Source organism: Streptomyces sp. NPDC001914 (assembly GCF_042891215.1).
Classification (GTDB): Bacteria; Actinomycetota; Actinomycetes; order Streptomycetales; family Streptomycetaceae; genus Streptomyces.
This window is the reverse complement of record NZ_JBIASW010000002.1, coordinates 811,795-837,139: the sequence shown is the minus strand read 5'-3', so window position 1 is coordinate 837,139 and position 25,345 is coordinate 811,795. Positions and strand designations below refer to the sequence as shown.

Annotated in this window: 21 protein-coding genes and 1 riboswitch; of the genes, 10 read left to right on the top strand and 11 right to left on the bottom strand. The window is 70.6% G+C overall.

Annotation, left to right across the window (positions count from 1 at the left end):
• Nucleotides 1-13: 13 nt before the first annotated feature.
• Nucleotides 14-1,297, bottom strand: a complete 1,284-nt coding sequence (locus tag ACFYYF_RS08730) for an extracellular solute-binding protein (protein WP_388772751.1) — start codon at nucleotides 1,295-1,297, stop codon at nucleotides 14-16.
• A 438-nt stretch (nucleotides 1,298-1,735) separates the two neighbouring features.
• Between ACFYYF_RS08730 and ACFYYF_RS08725 the strand changes: the two genes are divergently transcribed.
• From ACFYYF_RS08725 to ACFYYF_RS08690, 8 genes are all read left to right on the top strand, one after another.
• The gene (locus ACFYYF_RS08725; RefSeq protein ID WP_103554145.1) at nucleotides 1,736-2,500 is read left to right on the top strand and encodes a GntR family transcriptional regulator; all 765 of its coding nucleotides are present in this window, start codon (nucleotides 1,736-1,738) and stop codon (nucleotides 2,498-2,500) included.
• A gap of 156 nt (nucleotides 2,501-2,656) precedes the next feature.
• Nucleotides 2,657-2,920 carry a DUF3311 domain-containing protein gene (locus ACFYYF_RS08720; protein WP_361690119.1) on the top strand — a complete coding sequence of 88 codons (264 nt, stop codon included), beginning with the start codon at nucleotides 2,657-2,659 and terminating at the stop codon, nucleotides 2,918-2,920.
• The gene (gene mctP / locus ACFYYF_RS08715; RefSeq protein ID WP_388772748.1) at nucleotides 2,917-4,527 is read left to right on the top strand and encodes a monocarboxylate uptake permease MctP; all 1,611 of its coding nucleotides are present in this window, start codon (nucleotides 2,917-2,919) and stop codon (nucleotides 4,525-4,527) included. Before ACFYYF_RS08720 ends, mctP begins: the two co-directional genes overlap by 4 nt.
• Nucleotides 4,528-4,857: 330 nt before the next feature.
• The gene (locus ACFYYF_RS08710; protein ID WP_361690125.1) at nucleotides 4,858-5,376 is read left to right on the top strand and encodes a GNAT family N-acetyltransferase; all 519 of its coding nucleotides are present in this window, start codon (nucleotides 4,858-4,860) and stop codon (nucleotides 5,374-5,376) included.
• A gap of 52 nt (nucleotides 5,377-5,428) precedes the next feature.
• Nucleotides 5,429-5,578: riboswitch (cobalamin riboswitch) on the top strand.
• 131 nt (nucleotides 5,579-5,709) lie between these two features.
• Entirely contained in the window at nucleotides 5,710-8,091 is a 2,382-nt protein-coding gene (locus tag ACFYYF_RS08705) for a ribonucleoside-diphosphate reductase subunit alpha (protein WP_388772746.1), read from the top strand.
• Complete coding sequence (locus tag ACFYYF_RS08700) at nucleotides 8,091-9,125, top strand: ribonucleotide-diphosphate reductase subunit beta (protein WP_388772743.1); 1,035 nt, start codon at nucleotides 8,091-8,093, stop codon at nucleotides 9,123-9,125. Before ACFYYF_RS08705 ends, ACFYYF_RS08700 begins: the two co-directional genes overlap by 1 nt.
• A gap of 378 nt (nucleotides 9,126-9,503) precedes the next feature.
• Entirely contained in the window at nucleotides 9,504-11,594 is a 2,091-nt protein-coding gene (locus ACFYYF_RS08695; protein ID WP_388772741.1) for a putative Ig domain-containing protein, read from the top strand.
• Nucleotides 11,595-11,730: 136 nt separating this feature from the next.
• Entirely contained in the window at nucleotides 11,731-12,273 is a 543-nt protein-coding gene (locus ACFYYF_RS08690) for a hypothetical protein (RefSeq protein WP_388772739.1), read from the top strand.
• A 102-nt stretch (nucleotides 12,274-12,375) separates the two neighbouring features.
• Here the strand turns inward: ACFYYF_RS08690 and ACFYYF_RS08685 are convergent, their stop codons facing one another.
• The 10 genes from ACFYYF_RS08685 to ACFYYF_RS08640 form a co-directional block, all read right to left on the bottom strand.
• Nucleotides 12,376-13,746 carry a cytochrome P450 gene (locus ACFYYF_RS08685; protein WP_388772736.1) on the bottom strand — a complete coding sequence of 457 codons (1,371 nt, stop codon included), beginning with the start codon at nucleotides 13,744-13,746 and terminating at the stop codon, nucleotides 12,376-12,378.
• Nucleotides 13,743-14,822 carry an epi-isozizaene synthase gene (gene cyc1, locus ACFYYF_RS08680; protein ID WP_388772734.1) on the bottom strand — a complete coding sequence of 360 codons (1,080 nt, stop codon included), beginning with the start codon at nucleotides 14,820-14,822 and terminating at the stop codon, nucleotides 13,743-13,745. Before cyc1 ends, ACFYYF_RS08685 begins: the two co-directional genes overlap by 4 nt.
• 340 nt (nucleotides 14,823-15,162) lie before the next feature.
• Nucleotides 15,163-15,813: a peptide deformylase gene (def, locus tag ACFYYF_RS08675; protein WP_388772732.1), complete on the bottom strand. Its 651-nt coding sequence runs from the start codon at nucleotides 15,811-15,813 to the stop codon at nucleotides 15,163-15,165.
• A gap of 59 nt (nucleotides 15,814-15,872) precedes the next feature.
• Nucleotides 15,873-16,853, bottom strand: coding sequence for a hypothetical protein (locus tag ACFYYF_RS08670; RefSeq protein WP_361690151.1), 981 nt, complete (start codon nucleotides 16,851-16,853; stop codon nucleotides 15,873-15,875).
• Nucleotides 16,854-17,006: 153 nt separating this feature from the next.
• Nucleotides 17,007-18,230, bottom strand: a complete 1,224-nt coding sequence (locus ACFYYF_RS08665; protein ID WP_388772995.1) for an HD domain-containing protein — start codon at nucleotides 18,228-18,230, stop codon at nucleotides 17,007-17,009.
• A gap of 71 nt (nucleotides 18,231-18,301) precedes the next feature.
• Entirely contained in the window at nucleotides 18,302-19,657 is a 1,356-nt protein-coding gene (locus ACFYYF_RS08660) for an HD-GYP domain-containing protein (RefSeq protein ID WP_388772729.1), read from the bottom strand.
• A gap of 222 nt (nucleotides 19,658-19,879) precedes the next feature.
• Complete coding sequence (rsrA, locus tag ACFYYF_RS08655; protein WP_103548068.1) at nucleotides 19,880-20,182, bottom strand: mycothiol system anti-sigma-R factor; 303 nt, start codon at nucleotides 20,180-20,182, stop codon at nucleotides 19,880-19,882.
• Nucleotides 20,179-20,871, bottom strand: coding sequence for an RNA polymerase sigma factor SigR (gene sigR, locus ACFYYF_RS08650; protein ID WP_361690159.1), 693 nt, complete (start codon nucleotides 20,869-20,871; stop codon nucleotides 20,179-20,181). Before sigR ends, rsrA begins: the two co-directional genes overlap by 4 nt.
• 255 nt (nucleotides 20,872-21,126) lie before the next feature.
• A complete protein-coding gene (locus tag ACFYYF_RS08645) occupies nucleotides 21,127-21,753 on the bottom strand; it encodes an alpha/beta family hydrolase (RefSeq protein ID WP_388772725.1) in 627 nt (208 codons plus the stop codon).
• A gap of 164 nt (nucleotides 21,754-21,917) precedes the next feature.
• A complete protein-coding gene (locus ACFYYF_RS08640) occupies nucleotides 21,918-22,733 on the bottom strand; it encodes an SOS response-associated peptidase (protein WP_361690165.1) in 816 nt (271 codons plus the stop codon).
• Nucleotides 22,734-22,783: 50 nt separating this feature from the next.
• Between ACFYYF_RS08640 and ACFYYF_RS08635 the strand changes: the two genes are divergently transcribed.
• Nucleotides 22,784-23,515 (top strand): M50 family metallopeptidase, encoded by a 732-nt coding sequence (locus ACFYYF_RS08635; RefSeq protein WP_388772723.1) that lies wholly within the window; start codon nucleotides 22,784-22,786, stop codon nucleotides 23,513-23,515.
• 479 nt (nucleotides 23,516-23,994) lie between these two features.
• The gene (aroA, locus tag ACFYYF_RS08630) at nucleotides 23,995-25,335 is read left to right on the top strand and encodes a 3-phosphoshikimate 1-carboxyvinyltransferase (protein WP_355771410.1); all 1,341 of its coding nucleotides are present in this window, start codon (nucleotides 23,995-23,997) and stop codon (nucleotides 25,333-25,335) included.
• Nucleotides 25,336-25,345: the final 10 nt, after the last annotated feature.

Below are 25,345 nucleotides of genomic sequence, written 5' to 3'. Positions count from 1 at the left end.
CCCTGCTCTCAGGTCACTTGGTGTTGATGACCTTGTCGATCGCGGCGTCCGCTTCCTTCGCGGCGTCCTCGACGGACTTCTTGCCGGTGCCGATGTTCTGCAGCATGGTCTGCAGGACCTGGGCCTTCTCGACCTGGCCCCAGCCCGGCGCCATCGGGACGAACCAGCTGGACTCGGCCGCGGTGGCCGGGACGGCCGTCTTCGGGTCGCTCTGCAGGCTGACCAGGTCGGTCTTGTTGTTGGGCAGGTTGCCCTTGCCCATCAGGAGCTTCTGGCCCTTGGCGCCGGTGAACGCGTTGATCCACTCGGCGGCGACGGTCTGCGCCTTCGACTTCACCGGGACGGCCAGGTCGGAGCCGCCCAGGAAGACCGGGAGGTTCTTGCCGGACGGGCCGGGCATCACGAAGTTCTCGAGGTTGCCCTTGAGCTTGCCGGTCTTGTCGCTCTTCGGGTCCTCGGCGGTCGCGCCCTCCCAGGCGGCACCGAAGATCATGCCCGACTTGCCCTGGCCGTAGACGATGTAACGGTCGGACTCGTCCTTGGTCTTGTCGCCGTGCATGTACTTGTCGACGATCGTCTTGAACTCGTTGAGTCCCTTGACCGACTCGGGCGAGGAGAGGTTGGCCTTCCAGGTGCCGCCCTCCTCCTTCGCGATGGAGCCGCCGGCGTCGTAGACGAAGGACATGGCCGCGTACCAGTCGCGGGTGGGCTGGTACCAGGCGCTGAACTTGGCGCCCTGCTTCTTCTGGATCTTGTCCAGGTCGGAGGTGAGCTCCGCGTACGTCTTCGGCGTGGACTTCACGCCGGCCGAAGCGGCGATGTCCTTGCGCCAGTTGCCGACGCGGCCACCGGCGTAGTACGGCACGCCGTAGGTCTTGCCGTCGTAGGTCACGGACTCCTTGAGTCCGTCGAGCCAGGCGGACGAGTTGTCGAACTTCGACGCGTCGAGGGGAGCGAAGGCGCCCTTGACCATGTAGCCGAGCATCTCGGTGTTGCCCATCTCGACCACGTCCGGCGCCTTGTCGGTGGCGAGGACCGCGTCGAGCTTGGTGTTCTTGTCCGGCCAGCCGTAGTACTCGTGCTTGATCTTGATGCCGGGGTGCTTCGCCACGATGGCCGCGTCGGCCTGCTTGACCAGCTCGGGCCAGTTGTTCTGCGCGTCGACCGTGAGCCAGACCGTCAGCTCCTTGGCGTCCGCGCCCTTGTCCGACCCCCCGGACTTGTCGTCGTTGCCACAGGCCGCGACGGAGAACATCATGCCCGCGATACCGATCGCGGCTATCAGCTTGCGCTTCACGCCACCCTCCTCAGGGATGCCACAAACCCCCCTGCTCCCCCGCGGTGACAAACGCCGTGTACCGCCCGTGGGGCCGGGACTGGACCAATGGTGTAGACCAGTACCGGGAGCTTGGCCTAGACCTAGGGGGGTGTCAAGGGTGTGTAAGCCCGTCCAGTCGGCCGTTATGGGACCTACATATGCAAGGACCTTTAAGTAGCCAAGCGGCACAAATGACGGACCCGCCCACGGCCTGCGAAGGAACCGTTTCCGGCCGGTCCGCGCCGAGTTCGGCGGCACCGCCGGCCCGTGATGGACTAGACCAACAGGTACGCCGACGGTATATAGAGGGGATCACGGAGCGTGCGGGGAACACCTGCACAACAAGCCGTGCCACGATGTGAGCCGTGGCCGACGACATGGCGGTCGCTTCGGCATCCGGAGCCGGAAAGGCAGAGCATGAGCACCGACGTCAGCAGTGCGGAGAACGAGGGTGGGGCACCCATCCGTACCGCGCGCGTGCCCAAGTACTACCGCCTCAAGAAGCACCTGCTCGACATGACGGAGACACTGCCGCCCGGTACGCCGGTACCGCCGGAGCGCACCCTCGCCGCCGAGTTCGACACATCGCGCACCACGGTGCGGCAGGCCCTTCAGGAGCTGGTCGTCGAAGGGCGCCTCGAACGCATCCAGGGCAAGGGCACGTTCGTCGCCAAGCCGAAGGTCTCCCAGGCGCTCCAACTGACCTCGTACACCGAGGACATGCGCGCCCAGGGGCTCGAACCGACCTCGCAGCTCCTGGACATCGGCTACATCACGGCGGACGACGCCCTCGCGGGCCTCCTCGACATCTCCGCCGGCGGCCGGGTGCTGCGCATCGAGCGGCTGCGCCTCGCGAGCGGCGAGCCCATGGCCATCGAGACGACCCATCTCTCGGCCAAGCGTTTCCCCGCCCTGCGCAGGTCGCTGGTCAAGTACACCTCCCTCTACACCGCGCTGGCGGAGGTGTACGACGTCCACCTCGCGGAGGCCGAGGAGACCATCGAGACCTCGCTGGCCACCCCGCGCGAGGCCGGACTGCTCGGCACCGACGTGGGCCTGCCCATGCTGATGCTCTCCCGTCACTCGCTCGACCGGCAGGGCGAGCCGGTGGAATGGGTGCGCTCGGTGTACCGGGGAGACCGGTACAAGTTCGTCGCCCGCCTCAAGCGCCCGCAGGACTGAGCGGCGGGGAGCGTTCCACGGGCACGGGGACACACCCCCCGTGCCCGACACCAACCCTCCACACACCGTCCGTGCTGCGGTGTTCCCTAAAGCCGGACCGTCCCCTAGATTGCCTGCGCGTTACACAGGTGATCGATGAGGGGACGGAGTCGCCCGATGTCAGACCTGCCCGAAGTGAAACCACCCGTGGTGACACCGGTTCGTGTGGTGATCGCCCTCTGTCTGCTCGCGCCCTTCGTGGCGATGCTGTGGGTCGGCTCCTACACGAAGACCGACCCGGCGTTCATCGGCATCCCGTTCTTCTACTGGTACCAACTGCTGTGGGTACCCCTCTCCACCCTGCTGACGGTGATCGCCTACCAGTTGTGGCGGCGTGACCAGCGGGCCCGCACCTCCGCGAAGGGGGGTGCGGAGGCATGAAGGACGGTGTGAACGGCGTCGCTCTCGGCGTCTTCATCTTCTTCTTCCTGGCCGTCACGGTCATGGGATTCCTGGCCGCGCGCTGGCGCAGGGCCGCCGACGAGCACACCCTCGACGAATGGGGCCTGGGCGGACGGTCCTTCGGCACCTGGGTGACCTGGTTCCTGCTCGGCGGCGACCTCTACACCGCGTACACCTTCGTCGCCGTGCCGGCGGCGATCTACGCGGCGGGCGCGGCCGGCTTCTTCGCGGTGCCGTACACGATCCTGGTCTATCCGCTGATCTTCACCTTCCTGCCCCGCCTGTGGTCGGTCTCCCACCGGCACGGCTATGTGACGACCTCGGACTTCGTGCGCGGCCGCTTCGGCTCCAAGGGCCTGTCCCTCGCCGTGGCCGTCACCGGCATCCTCGCCACCATGCCCTACATCGCGCTCCAACTCGTCGGCATCCAGGCCGTCCTGGACGTGATGGGCGTGGGCGGCGGCGACAGCACCAACTGGTTCGTCAAGGACCTGCCGCTGCTCATCGCCTTCGGTGTGCTGGCCGCGTACACCTACTCCTCGGGTCTGCGAGCCCCCGCGCTGATCGCGTTCGTGAAGGACACCCTGATCTACATCGTGATCGCGGTGGCGATCATCTACATCCCGATCAAGCTGGGCGGCTTCGACGAGATCTTCAAGGCGGCGAGCGACAAGTACACGGCCGCGGGCGCCGGCGGGGTCGTCCCCGCCGAGGCCGGCCAGTGGACGTACGCCACCCTCGCGCTCGGCTCGGCGCTGGCCCTGTTCATGTACCCGCACTCGGTCACCGCGACGCTGTCCGGCCGCAGCCGGGAGGTGATCCGCCGCAACACCACGATCCTGCCGCTGTACTCGCTGATGCTGGGTCTGCTCGCCCTGCTCGGGTTCATGGCGATCGCGGCGGGCGTGAAGGTCACCAACGGCCAGCTCGCCATCCCCCAGCTCTTCGAGAACATGTTCCCCGCCTGGTTCGCGGGCGTCGCCTTCGCCGCCATCGGCATCGGCGCGCTCGTCCCGGCGGCCATCATGTCGATCGCGGCGGCGAACCTCTTCACCCGCAACATCTACAAGGACTTCATCAACCCGGCCGCGACCCCGCGCCAGGAGACCCGGGTCTCCAAGCTGGTCTCGCTGCTGGTGAAGGTGGGCGCCCTGGCCTTCGTCCTGACCATGGACAAGACCGTCGCGATCAACTTCCAGCTGCTGGGCGGCATCTGGATCCTGCAGACCTTCCCCTCGCTGGTCGGCGGGCTGTTCACCCGCTGGTTCCACCGCTGGGCGCTGCTGGGCGGCTGGGCGGTCGGCATGCTCTACGGCACGATCGCCGCCTACGGGGTGGCCTCCCCGACGCAGAAGCACTTCGGCGGCAGCGCGAAGGAGATCCCCGGCATCGGGGAGATCGGGTACATCGGTCTGACGGCGTTCGTCCTGAACGTGGCCGTGACCGTCGTCCTGACCTTCGTCCTCAGGGCGCTCAAGGCCCCGGAGGGCGTGGACGAGACCTCGCCCGGCGACTACACGGCCGACGCGGGTGATCCGGGCGTCGAGACCGAGCTCCCGCCGGCCGCGGCGGAGGCGAGCCACTAGGGACGAGCCACCAGGAGACACGAGCGCACGACGAAGGGCCGCCGGAGGAGAAGCCGGCGGCCCTTCGCCGTACCGGCCGGATGAGAAGCCGGCGGCCCTTCGCCGTACCGTCCGGATGAGAACCCGCAGCCCTTCGCCGTACCGGCCGGAGGAAGACGCGCGGCCCTTCGCCGTACCGGCCGGATGAAAACCCGCGGCCCGTCCGTACCGGCCGGAGGCGAACCCGCAGCCCTTCGCCGTACCGGCCGGAGGAGAGCGGCAGCTCTTCGCCCTGCCGGTTTGAGGAAAACCGGCGGCCCTTCGTCCTGCCGGTCGGGCACACTCGCCCGCATGGACATCGTCATCCGGCCGGCCCGGCCCGAGGAGTACCCCGTCGTCGGCGAGATCGCGGCCCAGGCCTATCTCGGGGACGGGCTGCTCGACTTCGGGGAGAGCGACGCGTACCTGGGACGGCTGCGGGACGTCGCGGGACGCGCGGCCGTCGCCGAGGTACTGGTCGCCGCCGAGGGGGACCGGGTGCTCGGCAGCGTGACCTTCGTGGCGGACGCCGGTCCCATGGCCGACTTCGCGCGGGCCGGGGAGGCGGAGATCCGGATGCTCGCGGTCGCGCGGGAGGCCCGCGGCCGGGGAGCGGGCGAGGCCCTGGTACGTGCCTGTGTCGGGCGGGCACGGGCCGTGGAGGGCTGCGCGCGCCTCGTCCTGTCCACCCAGCGCACCATGCACGGCGCCCACCGCCTCTACGAACGCCTCGGCTTCACGCGCACCCCGGACCGCGACTGGAACCCCCTCCCGGAGCTCGACGACATCCGGCTGCTCACTTACGAGTTGACGCTCCGGCACGCTCCGTAGCGCTCTCGGACACCGAGCGGACACAACATGTGGGGGCAGTCCCGAAGCCCGGCACAAGATGTATGCTCATGGTCGCTGTCGCCGCAGGGGAATCCGGTGCGAATCCGGAACTGTCCCGCAACGGTGTACTTGTGCGTGTTCGCGTCTGCGTGTGCCCGTACTCGCGTCAGTCCGAGGACCTGCCGACAGCGCGCCCCGGCCGTCCGGCCCGGGTGCCGACGACGTCCGGGCCTCGCGGAATGGGCCGGTGGACGCGGTGCGCTGCTGCCCGAAAGCGCTCCCGTGTGCCCCGTGCCCGCCCGCAAGGCCCCGTGCCGAGCGAGGAGAGCCCACGTGACCATCGCGCCAGCCGATCCGGCTTCAGTGACCGCGCAGCAGGCCCCGGTGGAGACCGACGGTCCCGGGACCGCGCTGCTGCGGACCCTGACGGATCTGACCGCCGACCTCCCCGACGCCGACCCCGGCCGGGTCGCCGCCGCGGCGCTGCGCGGCCGGTCCGCCCGCGCCGACGAGGCCGAGCTGCGCGAACTGGCCACCGAGGCGGCCGCGGGTCTCATCTCCGAGGACCCCGCCTACTCCCGGCTGGCCGCCCGGCTGCTCGCGATCACGATCGCCGCCGAGGCCGCCTCGCAGGGCGTGAGCACCTTCTCCGAGTCGGTCGCCGTCGGCCACCGCGAGGGTCTGATCGCCGACCGTACGGCCGCGTTCGTGCGGCTGCACACGGCCCGCCTCGACGCGCTGATCGATGCCGAGGGCGACGACCGGTTCGGCTACTTCGGGCTGCGCACGCTGCACAGCCGCTATCTGCTCCGGCACCCGATCACCCGCAAGGTCGTCGAGACGCCCCAGCACTTCATGCTGCGGGTGGCCTCAGGTCTCGCGGAGGACGACACCGTCCGCTCCGTGGAGGAGGTCGCCGCGCTCTACCGGCTCATGAGCCGCCTCGACTACCTGCCCTCCTCCCCCACGCTCTTCAACTCCGGTACGCGGCACCCCCAGATGTCGTCCTGCTATCTCCTCGACTCCCCGCTGGACGAGCTGGACTCCATCTACGACCGCTACCACCAGGTGGCCCGGCTGTCGAAGCACGCCGGCGGCATCGGCCTGTCGTACTCCCGTATCCGCAGCCGCGGTTCGCTGATCCGCGGCACCAACGGGCACTCCAACGGCATCGTCCCGTTCCTGAAGACCCTCGACGCCTCGGTCGCCGCGGTGAACCAGGGCGGCCGGCGCAAGGGCGCGGCGGCGGTCTACCTGGAGACCTGGCACTCCGACATCGAGGAGTTCCTGGAGCTGCGCGACAACACCGGTGAGGACGCCCGGCGTACGCACAACCTGAACCTCGCGCACTGGATCCCGGACGAGTTCATGCGCCGGGTGAACGAGGACGCCGTCTGGTCGCTGTTCTCCCCCGCCGACGTGCCGGAGCTGGTCGACCTGTGGGGCGACGAGTTCGACGCGGCCTACCGCAAGGCGGAGGAGGCGGGCCTCGCCAGGAAGACCATCCCGGCGCGCGACCTGTACGGCCGCATGATGCGCACCCTGGCGCAGACCGGCAACGGCTGGATGACCTTCAAGGACGCCGCCAACCGCACCGCCAACCAGACGGCGGAGCCGGGCCACACGGTCCACTCCTCGAACCTGTGCACCGAGATCCTGGAGGTCACGGACGACGGGGAGACGGCGGTCTGCAACCTGGGTTCGGTCAACCTGGGCGCGTTCGTGACCGGCGGGGACATCGACTGGGAGCGGCTCGATGCGACCGTGCGCACCGCGGTGACCTTCCTCGACCGCGTGGTGGACATCAACTTCTACCCGACCGAGCAGGCGGGCCGCTCGAACGCCAAGTGGCGTCCGGTCGGTCTCGGCGCGATGGGTCTGCAGGACGTCTTCTTCAAGCTGCGGATCCCGTTCGACTCGCCCGAGGCCCGCGCGCTGTCCACCCGTATCGCCGAGCGGATCATGCTCGCCTCGTACGAGGCCTCCGCGGACCTCGCCGAGCGCAACGGGCCCCTCCCGGCCTGGGAGAAGACCCGTACCGCCCGGGGCGTCCTGCACCCGGACCACTTCGACGTCGAGCTGAACTGGCCGGAGCGCTGGGCGGCCCTGCGTGAGCGGATCGCCGCGGTCGGCATGCGCAACTCGCTGCTCCTCGCGATCGCGCCCACCGCCACCATCGCCTCCATCGCGGGCGTGTACGAGTGCATCGAGCCGCAGGTGTCGAACCTGTTCAAGCGCGAGACGCTCTCCGGCGAGTTCCTTCAGGTCAACTCCTACCTGGTGGCCGAGCTGAAGGAGCTCGGCGTGTGGGACGCGCAGACCCGTGAGGCGCTGCGCGAGTCCAACGGCTCGGTCCAGGGCTTCACCTGGGTCCCGCAGGACGTGCGCGACCTGTACCGCACGGCGTGGGAGATCCCGCAGCGCGGACTGATCGACATGGCCGCCGCCCGCACCCCGTTCCTGGACCAGGCGCAGTCGCTGAACCTGTTCCTGGAGACGCCGACCATCGGCAAGCTCTCCTCGATGTACGCGTACGCCTGGAAGGCGGGGCTGAAGACGACGTACTACCTGCGTTCGCGCCCGGCGACGCGCATCGCCCGCGCGGCCCAGGCCCAGGCGCGGCCCGAGACCACCATCCCCGTCCAGCAGGCGGCCGACCCCGACGCCGTCGCCTGCTCCCTGGAGAACCCCGAGTCCTGCGAGGCATGCCAGTAATGAGCGACACGAACACCGAGAAGGCTGTGTCCGAGAAGAACCTCCTGGACCCGGGATTCGAACTCACCCTGCGTCCCATGCGCTACCCGGACTTCTACGAGCGCTACCGGGACGCGATCAAGAACACCTGGACCGTCGAGGAGGTCGACCTCCACTCGGACGTCGCCGACCTCGCGAAGCTGACGCCGGGTGAGCAGCACATGATCGGCCGGCTGGTCGCGTTCTTCGCGACGGGCGACTCGATCGTGGCGAACAACCTGGTGCTGACGCTGTACAAGCACATCAACTCCCCCGAGGCGCGGCTCTACTTGAGCCGTCAGCTCTTCGAGGAGGCCGTGCACGTCCAGTTCTATCTGACGCTGCTCGACACCTACCTGCCCGACCCGGACGACCGCGCGGCGGCCTTCGACGCGGTCGAGAACATCCCCTCCATCCGCGAGAAGGCGCAGTTCTGCTTCAAGTGGATGGACTCGGTGGAGAAGCTGGACCGGCTGGAGACCAAGGCGGACCGCCGGCGCTTCCTGCTGAACCTGATCTGCTTCGCCGCGTGCATCGAGGGACTCTTCTTCTACGGGGCCTTCGCGTACGTCTACTGGTTCCGCAGCCGGGGTCTGCTGCACGGCCTGGCGACCGGCACCAACTGGGTGTTCCGCGACGAGACGATGCACATGAGCTTCGCCTTCGAGGTGGTCGACACCGTCCGCAAGGAGGAGCCGGAGCTGTTCGACGACCTGCTCCAGGAGCAGGTGACGGACATGCTGCGCGAGGCCGTCGAGGCGGAGCTGCAGTTCGGCCGTGACCTGTGCGGCGAAGGCCTGCCGGGCATGAACACCGACTCGATGCGGCAGTACCTGGAGTGCGTGGCGGACCAGCGCCTCCAGCGGCTGGGCTTCGCGCCGGTGTACGGCTCCGAGAACCCGTTCTCCTTCATGGAGCTCCAGGGTGTCCAGGAGCTGACCAACTTCTTCGAGCGCCGCCCGTCCGCGTACCAGGTCGCGGTGGAGGGCACCGTCGACTTCGACGAGGACTTCTGAGCGGTCAGGTCTTTCTGACCGTTCGTCACTGGTGAGAGCCGGGCCGCCCGTTGCGGCCCGGCTTTCGTCACGTACTGCCCGCGCGCCTCCAATCGCCGTGCCAATCCCCGTCCATGGAGCGGCAAAGTTCTTCCGGCACGCCTGTTCGCACGTCGTTCCCCCCGGTTACGTTCTGGCCGTCCCGCCACACCGCGCACCGCGGCACACCGGGACGACTGAATTGGCATGCCCATGACGCGTCTCTCCCACGTTCGCGCTACGCGCGTCACCGGCTGCCGTTTCAGAGCGCCGAGAACCCCACTTCCGGCCATGGCGCCACGAACGGCCCCACCCGGGCCCGAGCGGCACCGGCCCAGAACCGACGGAGGCGACACCCCCATGCGTTCCCAGCGCCCCACCCCCTCGGGCAGACCCGCCCGGAGCCTGCGAAGACTGCTCACCGCCGCCCTCCCCGCCCTGGCCCTCGGCGTCGCCGGGTTCGCCGCGGCCCCTCCCGCGAACGCCCGGCCCGTGCCGGTCCCCCACGTCTCCCGGGTCACCCAGAACTCCGGGGCCCTCACCGACCCCGCCCGACAGACGGTCCACGCGACCGGCAGGGCCGGCCAGAAGGTCGCGACCAAGCACCTGTGCGCCGAGGCGTCACGGCCCGGCGAGATGTCGTGTTTCGCCCAGCGCCGCACCGACATCGCGCAGAAGCTCGCGGCCCAGGTCTCCCCCGACGCCGCCGCCGCGGTGTCCGGCCTCAGCCCGGCCAACCTGCACAGCGCCTACAACCTGCCCTCGACGGGCGGCTCCGGCATGACGGTCGCCGTGGTCGACGCCTACAACGACCCCAACGCGGCCGCCGACCTCGCCACCTACCGCTCGCAGTTCGGCCTGTCGTCCTGCACCAAGGCCAACGGCTGCTTCAAGCAGGTCGGCCAGACCGGTTCGACGACCTCACTGCCCTCGAACGACACCGGCTGGGCGGGTGAGGAGGCGCTCGACATCGACATGGTCAGCGCCGTCTGCCCCAACTGCAACATCATCCTCGTCGAGGCGAACTCCGCGAACGACTCCGACCTCGGCGCCGCGGAGAACGAGGCGGTCGCGCTCGGCGCGAAGTTCGTCTCCAACAGCTGGGGCGGCTCCGAGTCCTCCTCGCAGACCGGCGAGGACACCGCGTACTTCAAGCACCCGGGCGTCGCGATCACCGTCTCCTCCGGTGACGAGGCCTACGGCGCCGAGTACCCGGCGACCTCCCAGTACGTGACCGCCGTCGGCGGCACCGCGCTGAGCACCTCCTCCAGCAGCCGCGGCTGGAGCGAGTCGGTCTGGAAGACCAGCAGCACCGAGGGCACCGGCTCCGGCTGCTCCGCCTACGACGCCAAGCCCTCCTGGCAGACCGACACCGGCTGCGCCAAGCGCATGGAGTCCGACGTCTCCGCGGTCGCCGACCCGGCCACGGGCGTGGCGGTCTACGACACCTACGGCGGCTCCGGCTGGGCGGTCTACGGCGGCACCAGCGCCTCCGCACCCATCATCGCGGGCGTGTACGCGCTGGCCGGCACCCCGGGCTCCGCCGACTACCCGGCGAAGTACCCCTACTCCCACACCTCGAACCTGTACGACGTGACGAGCGGCAGCAACGGCTCCTGCTCCCCGTCGTACTTCTGCACCGCGACCACCGGCTACGACGGCCCGACCGGCTGGGGCACCCCCGACGGCACGGCCGCCTTCACCTCCGGCACCAGCACCGGCAACACCGTGACCGTCACCAACCCCGGAAGCCAGTCCACGGCCACCGGGGGCTCGGTGAGCCTGCAGATAGCGGCGAGCGACAGCGCGGGCGCGAGCCTCACCTACAGCGCGACCGGGCTGCCGACCGGCCTCACGATCAACGGCTCGACCGGTCTGGTCTCCGGCACCGCGAGCGCCGCGGGCACGTACGCGGTCACCGTCACGGCGAAGGACGCCACCGGCGCCTCCGGCTCGGCCTCCTTCACCTGGACCGTCAGCACCTCCGGCGGCGGCACCTGCACCTCGGCGCAGCTGCTCGGCAACCAGGGCTTCGAGTCGGGCGCCACCGTGTGGAGCGAGACCAGCGGCGTCATCACCAATGACACGAGCGAGGCCACGCACTCCGGCTCCTACGACGCATGGCTCGACGGATACGGCTCGACCCACACCGACACGCTGTCCCAGTCGGTGACCGTCCCGTTCGGCTGCAAGGCCACGTTCACCTTCTACCTGCACGTCGACACGGCCGAGACCAGCACGAGCACGGCCTACGACAAGCTCACCGTCACCGCGGGCTCGACCACGCTCGCGACCTACTCCAACCTCAACAAGGCCTCCGGGTACACCCAGAAGAGCTTCGACCTGTCCTCCTTCGCCGGCTCGACCGTCACGCTGAAGTTCAGCGGCGTCGAGGACTCCTCGCTCCAGACCAGCTTCGTCGTGGACGACACCGCCGTCACGACCAGCTGATCAGCGCCACGAGGTCCGGCCGCCCCGGTGGCCGGACCGAGCGGGCCCCGGTCGCCGAGGCGGCCGGGGCCCTGCCGTGCCCGGGGAGGGATCCTGATCCACCGGTGGCACGTCCAACCCCCGAGGAGGCCACCCCATGCGTCGAACGACTCACACCCGGACCATCGCCCTCGCCGCCCTGGCCCTGCTGCTCGCGGGCTGCGGAACGCAGGGCGGAGACGACACGGGCGCCGGCGGCACCGTGTCCCCGACCTCGTCCTCACCCCCGTCCCCGTCCCCGACCCCGCCGTCCTCCCCGACCTCGTCCCCGGTTCCGTCCCGTTCCTCGCCCCCGTCCTCCACGCCGTCCGGCCCGGACTGCCCGGCGGTCCAGGCACAGCTCGGCGCCGCCGACACGGGCCACACGTACTGCCTGGCCCCCGGCGACACGATCCGGGTCCTGCTGGACGGCACCACCAGCCGGCCCTGGAAACCCGTCAAGAGCGAGGGCGGCGCCCTGGCGGCCACCAACGGCGGGATCGTCCTTCAGCCCGGTGACGCCTCGGCCGCCTACCGGGCGGTCTCGGCGGGAACGGTCACGCTGACCTCGTCCCGCCCGATGTGCCCGAGCGATCCGGCGCGGATGTCCTGCAAGGGCCTTCAGGAGTGGACGGTCACCGTGGTCGTGCCGAAGGCCTGACGACCGCGGCGCACGTCCAGGAGCCCGAGGGCGGCCTGGACGTGCGCCGATGGACGTGCGGGGCCGGTCACCCGCCGGCCGGGGCGGAGCGTACGGAGACCTCTAGCGCGGCCTGGCCCTCAGCCGCAGGTCGTGGGGGCGCAGGGTGATGCCGACGCGGGTCGTGTCGCTGGAGGCGGACACAGGCTCGAAGCGCCACCGGGACGCCACGGTCGCGGTGATCAGGGAGAGCAGGGCCATCGAGAAATGGTCGCTCGGGCACTTGCGGTTGCCCACACTGAAGGGGCGCATCGCGTACTTCGGGATGTCCGCGGAACGTTCCGGAAGCCAGCGGTCGGGATCGAAATCCAGATGCTCCTGGTACGACCGGGGGTCGCGCTGGATCGCGTACGGGCTGTAGACGATGTCGGCACCGGCCGGAATCCGATAGCCGCCCAGCTCGGTTTCGGCCACCGCGCGCCGCGTCAATATCCATACGGCGGGCCGTAAACGCATCGCCTCGACGACGACATTGTTCGTGTGCGACAGCTTCCGGACGTCAGCGAATCCCACGGGGCGGTCTCCCGCGACGGATCGGACCTCTGCGGCCACTTTGTCCGCCTGTTCCGGATGTTCCGTCAACACCTGGAGCAACCACATGATCGTGGATGCGATGGTTTCACTGCCGGGAGTCAGTATCGCGACGACTTGGTCGTGGATCTCCTGTTCGTCTATGGGGTCGCCGTCGTCGTTCTTCGCTTCCAGCAATGCCGTCAGCAAATCGTCCGGCTTTTGACCAGATGCCCGCCGCTCGTCGATGATCTCGTCGACAAGCGCGTGCAGATCGGCCAATGCGCGGTCGAATGCGCGTATCGAGGGAAGCGGGAGCCGGTAGAGCGGTCCCGCGGGTATCACCATGCGGCGGTACATACCGCGGAACACGGTGGCGAGCGCGACGCTCAGCCGCTCGGCGCGCTCGTCCATGAACCGTCCGCGCAGCAGACAGCGGGCGGCCACACGGACCGCGACGCGGAACGACTCGGAGGTGCAGTCGACCGCCGCGCCGCTCTCCCAGCGCTCCGCGAACGCCTTCGACTCCTCCTCCATGATCGGGCCGTACTCGGGGACGATGTCGGCCCGGAACGCGGGCTGGATGGTCCGGCGCTGGCGCCGGTGCTGCGCCCCGTTGGCCGTGGCGACACCCTGTCTGCCCAGCAGTCCTTCGAGCGACTCCCACAGGGGGCCGCCGATCTCGTAGTCGGGACTGAGCGCCAGGGCGCCGGTGAGCGCGGGGGTGGTGACGGCGTACACCGTCTTGGGTCCCATCCTGAGCCGGACGACGTCGCCGTGGTCGCGCAGCCCGGCGAGGAAGCCCAGCGGGTCGCGGACCAGTTTCCAGCCGTGCCCGAGAACGGGCACCCCTCCGCCGGCGAGGGGCGGGACGGAGAGCTCCCGCGCCTCGGGTGTCTCGGGTCGTACCGCATCGACGGTCATTTCTCACCTGCCGCTTCATTGTTGACGTACGGGGGTGTGGAGCGGTCGTCCCAGTTGTCGACCATGTACCGGCCCGACTCGTGGTGGAACCAGTACACGGAGCTGAACCAGTTCCGCATGTTTCCGAGGCACGCCCTGACGGTGATGCTCGTCTCTTTTCCCCGGACCGTGCCGTCGTCGAGTAATTCGGCGAGCCGCGAGACGTCCTTCTCGGCGACGAGGAATTGCCGTACGCATTCCTCGATCCGCCGCCTCAGTTCGACGACGGCTTCTTCCAGCGTCAGCCCCTGATGGTGAATGAGACTGATTCCGAGATTGTGGACCTCGTCGCCCGCTATTTCTTTGGGGAGAGAGCAGAGGTCGTTGTACCAGGCGGCGAATTCCTGACTGAGCAGGGCCGCCCGGCGAAATGCCGGATGACGCCGCACCTCGGCCGGCAGTTCGCGGCCCGCGCTCGGTTCCAGTAGGTCGGTCCAGATGTGGTGCGCGAAAGTGAGCCGGCGGAGTTCCAGGTATTCCGGAACCGTGGGAACGGTTCCGGAGGTCCGGTTCCGGAACTCCCGGTCGTACGCGTCGATCACCTCGTGGAAGTGACGTGCGAACCGCTTGTTCCAGTTCTCGTCGAGGAACGAGTACAGCCGCACCATGCTGTCCGCGAACCCCGCCACCAGGGGATCCTGGTGGTGCACATGCTCCCTGGGTGCGTCGAGGGCCGCGTGAAGCCGGATCCTGAGCTTCCGCCAGGCGCCCGCCCGGCCGTGGACGACATCGCGGTCGTGCCGGTCGTCCCAGACGAAGAACCACGCGCTGTAGTCCGCTATCGCCTGCATGACCTCGTCGGGGGCGCCTATGTAGTAGCCCGCCATGAGGTCCGTGTAGCACAAGCCGTCGGCGTACTCCTCGACCTTGTCCGCGGGCATCAGCCGTTTTTCGAGCAGCCAGGTCCTGGTGTTCTCCTGGAGCCTCGGCCAATACGGGTGCAGTTGACGGGGAAACTCGGACTCGATCACCGGGAGATAGAGCGCCGGTGGCACCGCGAGCGCTGTCGATGGAGAGCCGTATGAGAAAGCACGCACGAACAAACCCCTCTCAGCCGCTTGTTGACGTCACGCCCCTCCCGCTGTGCCGGGCGCGCGCCGTTGCGTATCCCCGCACTTCCCATTCAGCACCACAACTGACCGTTCTGGGAACGGATTTGGCCCACTGACTACGCGACCATGCCGAGATTCTCCCCTTGTGTGACTGAATCTGGATCACTCCAGGAGCACAAGGGATCGAACATGCGACGTACATGCGAACGGTGCCTGGTCAGGAGGATCACCTGTCCAGACACCGTTCGAGTGGAACCACTAGAGACCGCGCGTCACGCCGGTCAATTTATGTCACAGCGGCGCGGGGCGCCTGGCGAGCCGGGGCTCAGTCGTTCGCGACGGTCGCGTAGCGCGGCTCGTTCTCGGCCATCTGCCGCAGCGCGTCCTTGCGGTCGCGCTTGGAGAGACGGTCGATGTACAGGTAGCCGTACAGGTGGTCCGTCTCGTGCTGGAGGCAGCGCGCGAAGTACCCCGTGCCCCGCACCCGGACCGGGTTGCCCTTCTCGTCCTGCCCGGTGACCTCGGCGTAGTCCGGACGGGCGAGCGGCGCGTAGGCCGTCGGCACCGACAGGCAGCCCTCATTGCTCTCGTCGAGCTGCCGGCGGTCGGCGGGCAGCTCGACCGGCCTCGGGTTGCAGACCACGCCGACGTGCCGCACGCCCTGGTCGTCCTGGCAGTCGTAGACGAAGACCTTCAGGTCGACGCCGATCTGATTGGCCGCCAGGCCCACACCCTCGGCGGTGCGCTGGCTCGCGAACATGTCGGCGACCAGCTGGTCCAGCTCGTCCCCGAACTCGGTGACGTCCTTGCACTCCTTGTGCAGCACCGGGTTCCCGACCACCGTGATCGGGCGCGAGGTGCCGCGCTCGCGGTAGGCGGTCTCGCGCTCCTCGGCGTCCTCGGTGTCGATGACGTAGCCGTCGTCGTCCACGGGGAGCACGCCCACGTGCTGCTGATCGGTGTCCTGCTGCGCCATGACGACGTACGCCTTCCTCAGACCTTGGGGTTTCCTGCGACTACAGCCTAAAGGTGCGTTCAGCAGACCTCTTCCAGATCCCGCCAGTCGCGGGAGTCCGGGCTGTCGGCGACCCAGCCGTCGAGCAGGCCGCGCACCAGCGAGGCCGGTGCGGCGAGGCCGCACTCCCGCTCGGGCACCCAGAGCTGTCCGTCGGTGCGATGGCCGAGCGGACCCGGGTGACCGGGCTCGCTGTGGTCGTGCGGGTCGAGGTGTTCCTCGTCGCCCTCGTCGGACGGCATCCGGGACTCGGAGCACATCCGGCACAGCAGCCGTACCGACGAGGACCAGTCCTCGGCGGCAAAGCCGGCGTCGGCGGCGAGCCGCTCCAGCGCGTCCCGGTCCTCCTCGGTGGCCGCCTCGAGGAGGACGACCCAGGTCGGCACCGGTGAAGGGGCCCACAGCTCGATCTCGTCGAAGACCGGGTAGGCGTGCCCCGCGGCGGTGGTCCGCTCGCCGTGCGGAACGCCGTCGTGCAGCACGACCTCGCCCCAGCGGCGTCCGGAGGACGGCAGCGGGATCGACAGCACCTCTACACGGGCCGGGTCCAGCCGGCGCCCCCACACCACCTCGGCCTCGCCCTCGGGCGACAGCCGCACGGCCGCGCTGCCGAGGTCCATGCCCACGGGCTCGCCGGAGACGGCCGCGCCGCCGGGCACCCGCAGCCCGTACGCCTGCCAGGAACGCCGCGCCAGCGGCCAGTCCTGAAGGGCGGTGGCCGCGATCCCCACGTTCCACCAGTCGGGTGCGCCGGTCTCCCGGTCGAGCAGCGCCACGGCCCGCAGACCCGCCGCCCGCGCCTGCTCCCAGTCGTGCCGGAACTTGTGCAGCAGGGCCAGGTTGAACCAGGACTCGGACAGCCAGGGCTCCAGGTCCGCGGCACGCGTCAGCAGCGCCCCCGCGTCCTCGTACCGGCCGTCGCCGATCAGCGTGAACGCACGGTCGGTGGCCTGCCGCCATGAGGCGGAGGGCCGGTGTCGTCCCTTGCCGAAGATCCTCACGATTCCCGCCTGCCAGTTTCTTGCGTTACCCGCCTGCCGGTCCCTCGAAGAGTCCCTGGGAGGCAGTGCAGCCCCGGGCCGGCCCGCGCCCCCTGACACCCTCTCCCTCGCATCCAACCACGTACCTTCGGACGGCCGCTCATTACCCATGGGTTACCCAGCTCCGGGCAAGGTCAGACCGGCCCGGAACAGGACCCGGGCCAGTGACTCCACGACCTCCGGCTGGTAGTCGCGGGCGGTGGCCAGGCGCAGTCGCTCCAGCGCGGTCAGCGGCCCTGTGGGCCCTGCTGCCCGGGCCATCTCCTCGTATGCGTTCACCGTCCGCACGATGCGCGCGGTGACCGGCTGGTCCCGGTACGGGTCCGCCTGCCGCTCCACCACGACGGCGACCTCGGACTCCACCCCGGTCTGCCGTACGACGGCGCCGCCGAGCAGCGCGATGCGCCGCTGCTCGGCGGCCGGGAGCGCGGCGGTGGCACCGGCCGGTACGGGGTCGACGAGGCTGAGCTGCCCGATGTCGTGCATCAGCGCCGCGTACTCCAGGACGGTCAGGTCGGGCTCGGACAGGCCCAGCTCGCGGCCGACGGCCCGGCTGAGGGCGGCCACCCGGCGGGCGTGCCCGGCCGGTGTGTACCCGGCGATCTCGGTCGCACGCGCGAGGGAGGCGATCGTCTGCCGGTAGGTGACCCGCACGGCCGCGTAGCGCCGGAAGGAGAGCTGGGTGAGCAGCAGCGGCAGCGAGAAGACGGGCAGCGCCCACAGTCCGACCACCGCGACCGCGAGCGCCATCACGGCCCCGGTCGCGCACACGGCCGAGCCGATCCCGAGGGTGGCCCGCAGTTCGTCGCGCAGCAGCGGCCCGAACGGCCACCGGGTCCGCGCGTGGGCCGTGGCCGCGGCGAGCACGGCGTCCCACAGGGTGGTGAGAACCAGCAGCGCGACCAGCAGCAGGGCCTGGGCCGAGCCGCTCCACTCCAGCAACCTGCCCCGGTCATAGAGGGGTTGGAAGCAGACGGCGGCGAAGGCGACGGTCAGGACGCGGCGGGCGAGATGGTCGGGCGTCGGCCCGTCCCCCCGCGCCACGTGCGGAACGCACCCGACCAGCGCCGCCGCCACGACCACGGCGACGACCTGGAGGACTCCGTGGTCGGTGCGGTGTCCGGCGTTCTCGCCGAGCAGCGCGTACGCGAGGGCTCCGGCGGCTCCGAGGGGCGCGGACTCGCGCTGCTCGGCCCCGCTCCACCGGGCGAGCTCGCCGACGGCTATGAGCAGGCCGAAGGCCAGCGCCGTGCCGCGCTGGTCGATTCCCTCCCAGAGGGTGACGCCGAGGGCGAAGAACGCGAGGCCGAGGGCGAGGGCGCGCACCGCGGTGAGCAGGGCCGGGGCCCTTCCGGCCGGCGCGGGTCGGGCGGCACGGGCGGGGGCCTCCCGACGGGAGGCGGTGGTGCTCACGGCGCGCCCCGCCCGACGGTGTCGGAGGGATGCGCCGGCGGCATGCCGGTCACACCCGCGGGGGCGGTGTCCGCGGTCACCGCGGGATGCCAGCCGTGCCGGTCGAGCGCGCGCACCAGCGCCGCAACCATCCGGGGGTCGAACTGGGTGCCCGCGCACCGGCCCAGTTCGTCCAGCGCCGCGCGCACCGGGCGGGCCCTGCGGTAGGAGCGGGTCGACGTCATCGCGTCGAAGGCGTCGGCGACGGCCACCACACGGGCGAACTCCGGGATCTGCGGCCCCGCGAGACCGTACGGATATCCGCTCCCGTCCAGCCGCTCGTGGTGGTGCAGGATCGCCGAGCGGGCCTCGCCGAGGAACCCGATCCCGCGGACCATCTCGTGCCCGTACTCGGGATGCAGTTCGATGACCCGCCGCTCCTCGGGGGTCAGCGGTCCGTCCTTGCGCAGCAGCCGGGTGGGGACGCCGAGTTTGCCGACGTCGTGCAGGATGCCGGCGAACCGCAGCACCTCGACGCGCTCGTCGTGCATGCCCAGCTCGCGGGCGATCATCACGGACGCCCGGCCGACCCGCTCGCTGTGTCCGCGGGTGTAGCCGTCCTTGATGTCGACGGCCTGGACGAGGGCGCGGATGGTGGCCTGGTGGGCGGCCCGTTCGCGGTGGTACTGGGCGAAGACCCAGCAGGACACGTACATCGGCAGCAGGACGAGGAGCGCGGAGACGGGCCCGTACGGGCTGCGCCAGAGCACCGCCATCATCAGTCCGGCGAGGCCGTGCACGGCGACCGGGGCCAGCGAGCGCGCGAAGAGTCCGTGCCAGGCACCGCGCACGGGGGCGCGTTCGGCCAGGGCGAGGATCCCGCCGTCGAGGACGGTGAGCGCGGCGCAGAAGGTGAGCACCGCGGCCCCGGCGGGCACGAGCGCGTAGGGGAAGTCGGGCGTGTCGAGCGCGTCCCGGCCGCCGAGCACGCCGAACACCCGGGACGCCGCCCAGACGGCGACGGCGAGCTGGGCGGCGCGCCAGACCCGGCGCGGGCCGCGCGGGCGCTGTTCGACCGGGGCGAGCAGTGCCCCGGGCAGCGCGACGAGGGCGACTGCGGGCGGGGGGAGCAGGAAGGCGCCGGCCAGCAGGACGGGGAGGAAGGTGCCCGTCCCGTGTGCGGTGTCGCCGGGCGCGCCGGTTCCGTGCGGCCGGAGCCGCAGGGTGAGGCGCTCGCAGCCCGCGTACAGCAGGGCCAGCAGCGCGACGATCTCCCAGGGCACGTCCAGGTGCGGCAGGGGAGCGAGGCAGGCGAGTGCGAGGAGGGCGACACCGGCCACGTACGCACGGGCCCACGCCGGAACCGAACCCATCCCCGTACCTCCCCCGTACCTCCCCTGTTCTCAGGCTCGGAGCCTAGGGCGGGAGGAGGGAAACGGGGACGGGTATGCGCTAATCCGCGGGCTCCAGGCCCGCGGATTAGCACGTTCGGGTGATTAAACGGAGAGCCGGGAGACTTCGCCGGCGTGAGCGCGGACCCTGGCGGCGGAGCGCCGCCGTGAACGCGGCCCTCCGGCGGCGCAGCGCCGCGGGGCTCAGGACTCCTGGGCCGTCGCGGTCACGTCGTGCTCGGGCACGGTCTGTCCGGAGCGGATCAGATCGATGCGGCCCATGACCTTGGCCCGCAGGTCGGTGGGCACGTCGTCATGGCCGCAGCACCGCTTGACCAGCTTCTTCACGGCCTGTTCGAGGCCGTACTTCTCCAGGCACGGAGAGCACTCCTCGAAGTGGACCTCGAACTTGGTGCAGTCCGCGTCCGGCATCTCATGATCGAGGAACTCGTACAGATGATCGAGTACCTCACTGCAATCCGTCTCGTGCGGCTCTCCGCAGCTCATGAGCCCGAGCCTTTCGCTTCGTTCGACTCTCCGGCGCCGGCGGGGACCAGCCCGCGGTCACGGGCGTAGTCCTCCAGCATGCCGCGCAGTTGGCGACGGCCCCGGTGCAGCCGGGACATCACCGTACCGATGGGTGTCCCCATGATGTCCGCGATCTCCTTGTACGCAAAGCCCTCTACGTCCGCGAGATAGACGGCGATGCGGAATTCCTCGGGGATCGCCTGCAGCGCTTCCTTCACGTCGGAGTCGGGCAGGTGGTCGAGCGCCTGCGACTCGGCGGAACGGAGGCCGGTCGACATGTGCGACTCGGCGCGCGCGAGCTGCCAGTCCTCGATCTCCTCGGCCGCGCTGCGCTGGGGTTCGCGCTGCTTCTTGCGGTACGAGTTGATGAAGGTGTTGGTGAGAATGCGGTACAGCCACGCCTTGAGGTTCGTGCCCTCGCGGAACTGGTGGAACGAGGCGTACGCCTTGGCGTACGTCTCCTGAACCAGGTCCTCGGCGTCGGCCGGATTGCGCGTCATGCGCAGCGCGGCCGAGTACATCTGGTCGAGGAATTCGAGCGCGTCCCGCTCGAAGCGCGCGGTGCGCTCGGCGGAGGTCTCCGCCGACGCGTCGCTCGTGCCCCGGCCCTCGGGCTGCTCCGCCTGGCCGTTTTCGGTCCCTGCGTCGGTCCCAGTGACCGGACCCACCTCCTCCAGCGACGTAGCGAGACCGAGACCGGTCCCACTGGAATCGGAGGATAGACGAACATCATGTCCGCCCGCCGCCCGAATCGGGGCGTTCTTGCCCGCGTGCAGCACCGTCCAGTCCAGGTCAGCGCGGCTGCTGCGGCTCGGGCAGAAGGTCGAACCCATGCGGCGGACTTCCTCTCGTACGAACGGTGCAGCACGTCGCGTGCTGTCTGATCCGCACAACAGAAGTCCGTCACCCCGCATTCCCGGGCGTCACCCGAGTGACGCGGCCCACCCTGCGACACCGTCCGTGATGATCTTCAGCGCCTCCTCCTCGCCGAGCGGAGCCCGCTTCGGGACGGCGAAGCCGTGATCTCCGTGGGGCACTTCGACCAGCTCGTACGAGCCCGGCGGGAACTCCTCCGGTCGGCCGAACGGGTCGTTGCCGCCCTGGACGACGAGCGTGGGCACCCCCGCGCCGAGCAGCTCGGCGGCGCGGGACTTCTCCGGCCGGCCCGGCGGGTGCAGGGGAAAGCTCAGGGCGAGCACCGCGGCGGCGCCCAGCTCAACGGCGGTCCTGCACGCGACCCGGGCTCCGGCGCTGCGGCCCCCGGAGACCACGGGCAGCCCCTGCTCCGCCAGCGCCGGCCACACGCCCCGCCATCCGACGTCCAGCGTCTTCGGTGCCGGGGCCACCTTCTTCCCGGCCACCCGCCAGGGCTGTTCGACGAGTGCCACGCTCACCCCGTGGGAGGGAAGCACCTCGGCCAGCGCCCGCAGGTCCCGGGCCTCGATCCCGCCGCCCGCGCCATGACTCACGGCGAGAACGAGCCGCGCCCCCGCCGCCCGGTGCCAGGTGATCCGCGCCGTACCGGCCTCGGTCTCGATGGTCTCGCTCACGTCGCTGATCCTCGTCACGTCGGAAGGGCGCTGATCCTCTTCGGGCCGGAAGGGTGCGATCCTCTTCGGGTCGGAGGGGCGCGATCCTCTTCGGGTCGGAGGGGCGCGATCCTCTTCGGGTCGGAGGGCCGGAAGGGCGCGCTCCCCGGGTCAGAAGAGTCCGGTCAGAAGAGTGTGCCCTCCTCGGGCCCCTCCAGCTCCTTCAGCAGCTCCGCGCCGTTGTTGCGGACGTTGCTGACCGCGGTGGACACGGGATAGGCGCGCATCAGCCCGGTGGGCGGCGGCGCGAGCAGGTCACGGAGCTCGTCCGGATCGGTGCGGGAGGGGTCGAGCCAGTGGTCCCAGCGGTCGGGGGTGAGCATCAGGGGCATCCGGGGGTGGATGTCGGCCAGCGCTCGCGGACCCTCGGCGGGGCCCACCGCGAGCGGTGCCGTCTCCGCCTCGGTCGTGATGACCGAGCAGGTCACCCACCAGGCCAGCGGGTGCTCGTCCGGCAGCGTCCGGTCCCGCCAGAACTCGTAGAGACCCGCCATCGCGAACACCGATCCGTCCGCCGGCGTCACGAAGTACGGCTGCTTGCGCGGGCGCTTCTTCCTGCCCTCGACCTCCAGCTCGCGCTCGGCACTTGCGGTGACCCACTCGTAGTAGCCGTCGGCGGGGACGATGCAGCGCCGGGCGCTGAAGGCGCGGCGGTACGAGGGCTTCTCGTGCACCGTCTCGGCGCGCGCGTTGATCATCCGGGCGGCGCCCTCGGGCGTCTTGGACCAGGACGGGACCAGTCCCCACTTGAGCTTGCGCAGCTGGCGAACCGGCCTCGGGCTGTCGGCGTCCTTCACAGGGCGGTCGAGGACGACGTAGACCTCCTTGGTCGGGGCCACGTTGTAGTCGGGCGCCAAGGTCTCTTCCGGCTCCCACTTCTCGACCTCAAAGGTTGCTGCGAGATCCTCGGGTCCACGACTGGCTGCATACCGTCCGCACATACGTGCAACACTGCCAGATTCCGCGCCGCGAAAGGGAGCCACCGCCGACAATGGACAGCACCGCATCCACCTCGCTGGCCTCGCTCAGCTCCCTGTGGGACGAGGTTTTCGGCACCCAGCCTGACCCCGACCTGTGGGTGGTGATCGCCACCCTGGTCGCGGCCCTCGCGGCGGTCGTCCCGCACGGAGTCTGGCGCATATCCCGCAACGCCATCACCATCGCGCACGAGGGCGGCCACGGCCTGGTCGCCCTGCTCACCGGGCGCAGTCTCAGCGGTATCCGGCTGCACTCCGACACCAGCGGCCTCACGGTCAGCCGCGGCAAACCGACCGGCCTCGGCATGATCCTCACGGCGGCGGCGGGCTACACCGCTCCCCCGCTGCTCGGGCTCGGCGGCGCCGCGCTGCTCGGCGCGGGCCACATCACCCTGCTGCTGTGGGTGGCCACGGCCCTGCTCGTCGCCATGCTGGTGATGATCCGCAACGCGTACGGCGCGCTCACCGTGATCCTCACCGGCGGCACCTTCCTGCTGGTGTCCTGGCTCGCCGGACCCCAGGTGCAGGCCGCGTTCGCGTACGCCGTGGTGTGGTTCCTGCTCCTCGGCGGTGTCCGCCCCGCCTTCGAACTCCAGGCGAAGCGGCGGCGCGGCGGCGCGGGCGACTCCGACGCCGACCAGCTCTCGCGGCTGACCCACGTACCGGCCGGGCTGTGGCTGTTCCTCTTCCACGCCGTGTCGCTGTGCTCACTGATGGGCGGCGGCCGCTGGCTGCTGGCCCTGTGAGCCGCGGGGTTTTGGCCGCCGGGGCGTGAGCAACGCCGTCGCCCACCGGGACCGGGCCGCGAGGTTCCGGCTTCCGGGGTGGGGGCTGCGGCATCGCCTGCCGGGACCGGGCCGCGAGGATCCGGCTTCCGGGGTGTGGGCTGCGGCATCGCCTGCCGGGACCGGGCCGCGAGGATCCGCGGTGGTGAGCCCCCGTCGCCGCCTGCCCGGTCCGTGAACCTGGGTTTCGGGCCGCTGCGGCCGTGAGCTGCGGGGTCCTGTCCGCACGGCCCGATCTCCCGGTCTGGGGAACCTGATCTCCCGCTCCGGGGAAGGGTGACGTCCTGCCGAGGGTCCCGGTGCCGGCCGGTGGGTCCTCGCTTGTGCCGCGGCACGTCCGCCGGGCCGCGGAGCAGTGCCCCGCCCCGCTCCCCCGGGCGGGCGTGACCGGCGGTGACGGACCCGCGGCTGCCCGGCGCGCTGCCACTAAAGTGGGGCGCATGACCGTGAACCCCGCCCACACCGCTCTCTGGCCAGCCCCGCACGCGAGCGGAGCCGTCGACGCGACGGTTCACGTGCCGGGGTCCAAGTCGGTCACCAACCGCGCCCTCGTCCTGGCCGCGCTGGCCTCCGAGCCGGGCTGGCTGCGCCGCCCGCTGCGTTCCCGCGACACCCTGCTGATGGCCGGCGCGCTCCGCGCGATGGGCGTCGGCATCGAGGAGACCGTCGCCTCCAGCTCGACGGTCGCGGCGGGCCCGGACGCCTCCGGCGAGGCCTGGCGTGTCATCCCCTCCGGCCTGCGCGGCCCGGCCACGGTCGACGTCGGCAACGCCGGCACCGTCATGCGCTTCCTTCCCCCCGTGGCCGCGCTCGCGGACGGCCCCATCCGCTTCGACGGCGACCCGCGGTCGTACGAGCGTCCGCTGCACGGCGTGATCGACGCGCTGCGCCTGCTCGGCGCCCGGATCGACGACGACGCCCGCGGCGCGCTGCCGCTGACGGTCCACGGCGGCGGTGCCCTGGACGGCGGCCCGGTGGAGATCGACGCCTCGTCGTCCTCCCAGTTCGTGTCCGCCCTGCTGCTCTCCGCCCCGCGCTTCAACCAGGGTGTCGAGGTCCGGCACACCGGCTCGACGCTCCCGTCCATGCCGCACATCCGGATGACCGTGGACATGCTGCGCGCGGTCGGCGCCCAGGTGGACACCCCGGAGTCGGGCGGTGAGCCGAACGTGTGGCGGGTGACGCCGGGCGCGCTGCTCGGCCGTGACCTGATCATCGAGCCGGACCTGTCGAACGCCCAGCCGTTCCTGGCGGCGGCGCTGGTGACCGGCGGCACGGTCGTGATCCCCGACTGGCCCGCCCACACCACGCAGCCCGGCGACCGGCTGCGGGAGATCTTCACCGAGATGGGTGGTTCCTGCGAACTGACCGAGGCCGGACTGCAGTTCACCGGTTCGGGTGCCATCCACGGTATCGACGTGGACCTCGGCGAGGTCGGTGAGCTCACCCCCGGCATCGCGGCCGTCGCGGCGCTGGCCGACTCCCCCTCCACCCTGCGGGGCGTGGCCCATCTGCGGCTGCACGAGACGGACCGGCTGGCCGCGCTCACCAAGGAGATCAACGAACTCGGCGGCGACGTCACCGAGACGGCCGACGGCCTGCACATCCGGCCGCGCCGGCTGCACGGCGGCATCTTCCACACGTACGACGACCACCGCATGGCGACGGCCGGCGCGATCATCGGGCTGGCGGTGGAGGGCGTCCAGATCGAGAACGTGGCGACGACGGCGAAGACCCTGCCCGACTTCCCCGACCTGTGGACCGGGATGCTCGGGAACTGACGGGCGGACC

Bases quoted from the DNA above. Each gene is read 5' to 3' on its own strand.
- ACFYYF_RS08685 (WP_388772736.1), bottom strand. From the start codon at position 13,746: ATGACCGTCGATGCGGTACGACCCGAGACACCCGAGGCGCGGGAGCTC.
- rsrA (WP_103548068.1), bottom strand. From the start codon at position 20,182: ATGAGCTGCGGAGAGCCGCACGAGACGGATTGCAGTGAGGTACTCGAT.
- ACFYYF_RS08695 (WP_388772741.1), top strand. From the start codon at position 9,504: ATGCGTTCCCAGCGCCCCACCCCCTCGGGCAGACCCGCCCGGAGCCTG.
- def (WP_388772732.1), bottom strand. From the start codon at position 15,813: ATGGCGCAGCAGGACACCGATCAGCAGCACGTGGGCGTGCTCCCCGTG.
- ACFYYF_RS08690 (WP_388772739.1), top strand. From the start codon at position 11,731: ATGCGTCGAACGACTCACACCCGGACCATCGCCCTCGCCGCCCTGGCC.
- ACFYYF_RS08700 (WP_388772743.1), top strand. From the start codon at position 8,091: ATGAGCGACACGAACACCGAGAAGGCTGTGTCCGAGAAGAACCTCCTG.
- ACFYYF_RS08710 (WP_361690125.1), top strand. From the start codon at position 4,858: ATGGACATCGTCATCCGGCCGGCCCGGCCCGAGGAGTACCCCGTCGTC.
- aroA (WP_355771410.1), top strand. From the start codon at position 23,995: ATGACCGTGAACCCCGCCCACACCGCTCTCTGGCCAGCCCCGCACGCG.
- ACFYYF_RS08720 (WP_361690119.1), top strand. From the start codon at position 2,657: ATGTCAGACCTGCCCGAAGTGAAACCACCCGTGGTGACACCGGTTCGT.
- ACFYYF_RS08660 (WP_388772729.1), bottom strand. From the start codon at position 19,657: ATGGGTTCGGTTCCGGCGTGGGCCCGTGCGTACGTGGCCGGTGTCGCC.
- mctP (WP_388772748.1), top strand. From the start codon at position 2,917: ATGAAGGACGGTGTGAACGGCGTCGCTCTCGGCGTCTTCATCTTCTTC.
- ACFYYF_RS08725 (WP_103554145.1), top strand. From the start codon at position 1,736: ATGAGCACCGACGTCAGCAGTGCGGAGAACGAGGGTGGGGCACCCATC.
- ACFYYF_RS08640 (WP_361690165.1), bottom strand. From the start codon at position 22,733: ATGTGCGGACGGTATGCAGCCAGTCGTGGACCCGAGGATCTCGCAGCA.
- ACFYYF_RS08635 (WP_388772723.1), top strand. From the start codon at position 22,784: ATGGACAGCACCGCATCCACCTCGCTGGCCTCGCTCAGCTCCCTGTGG.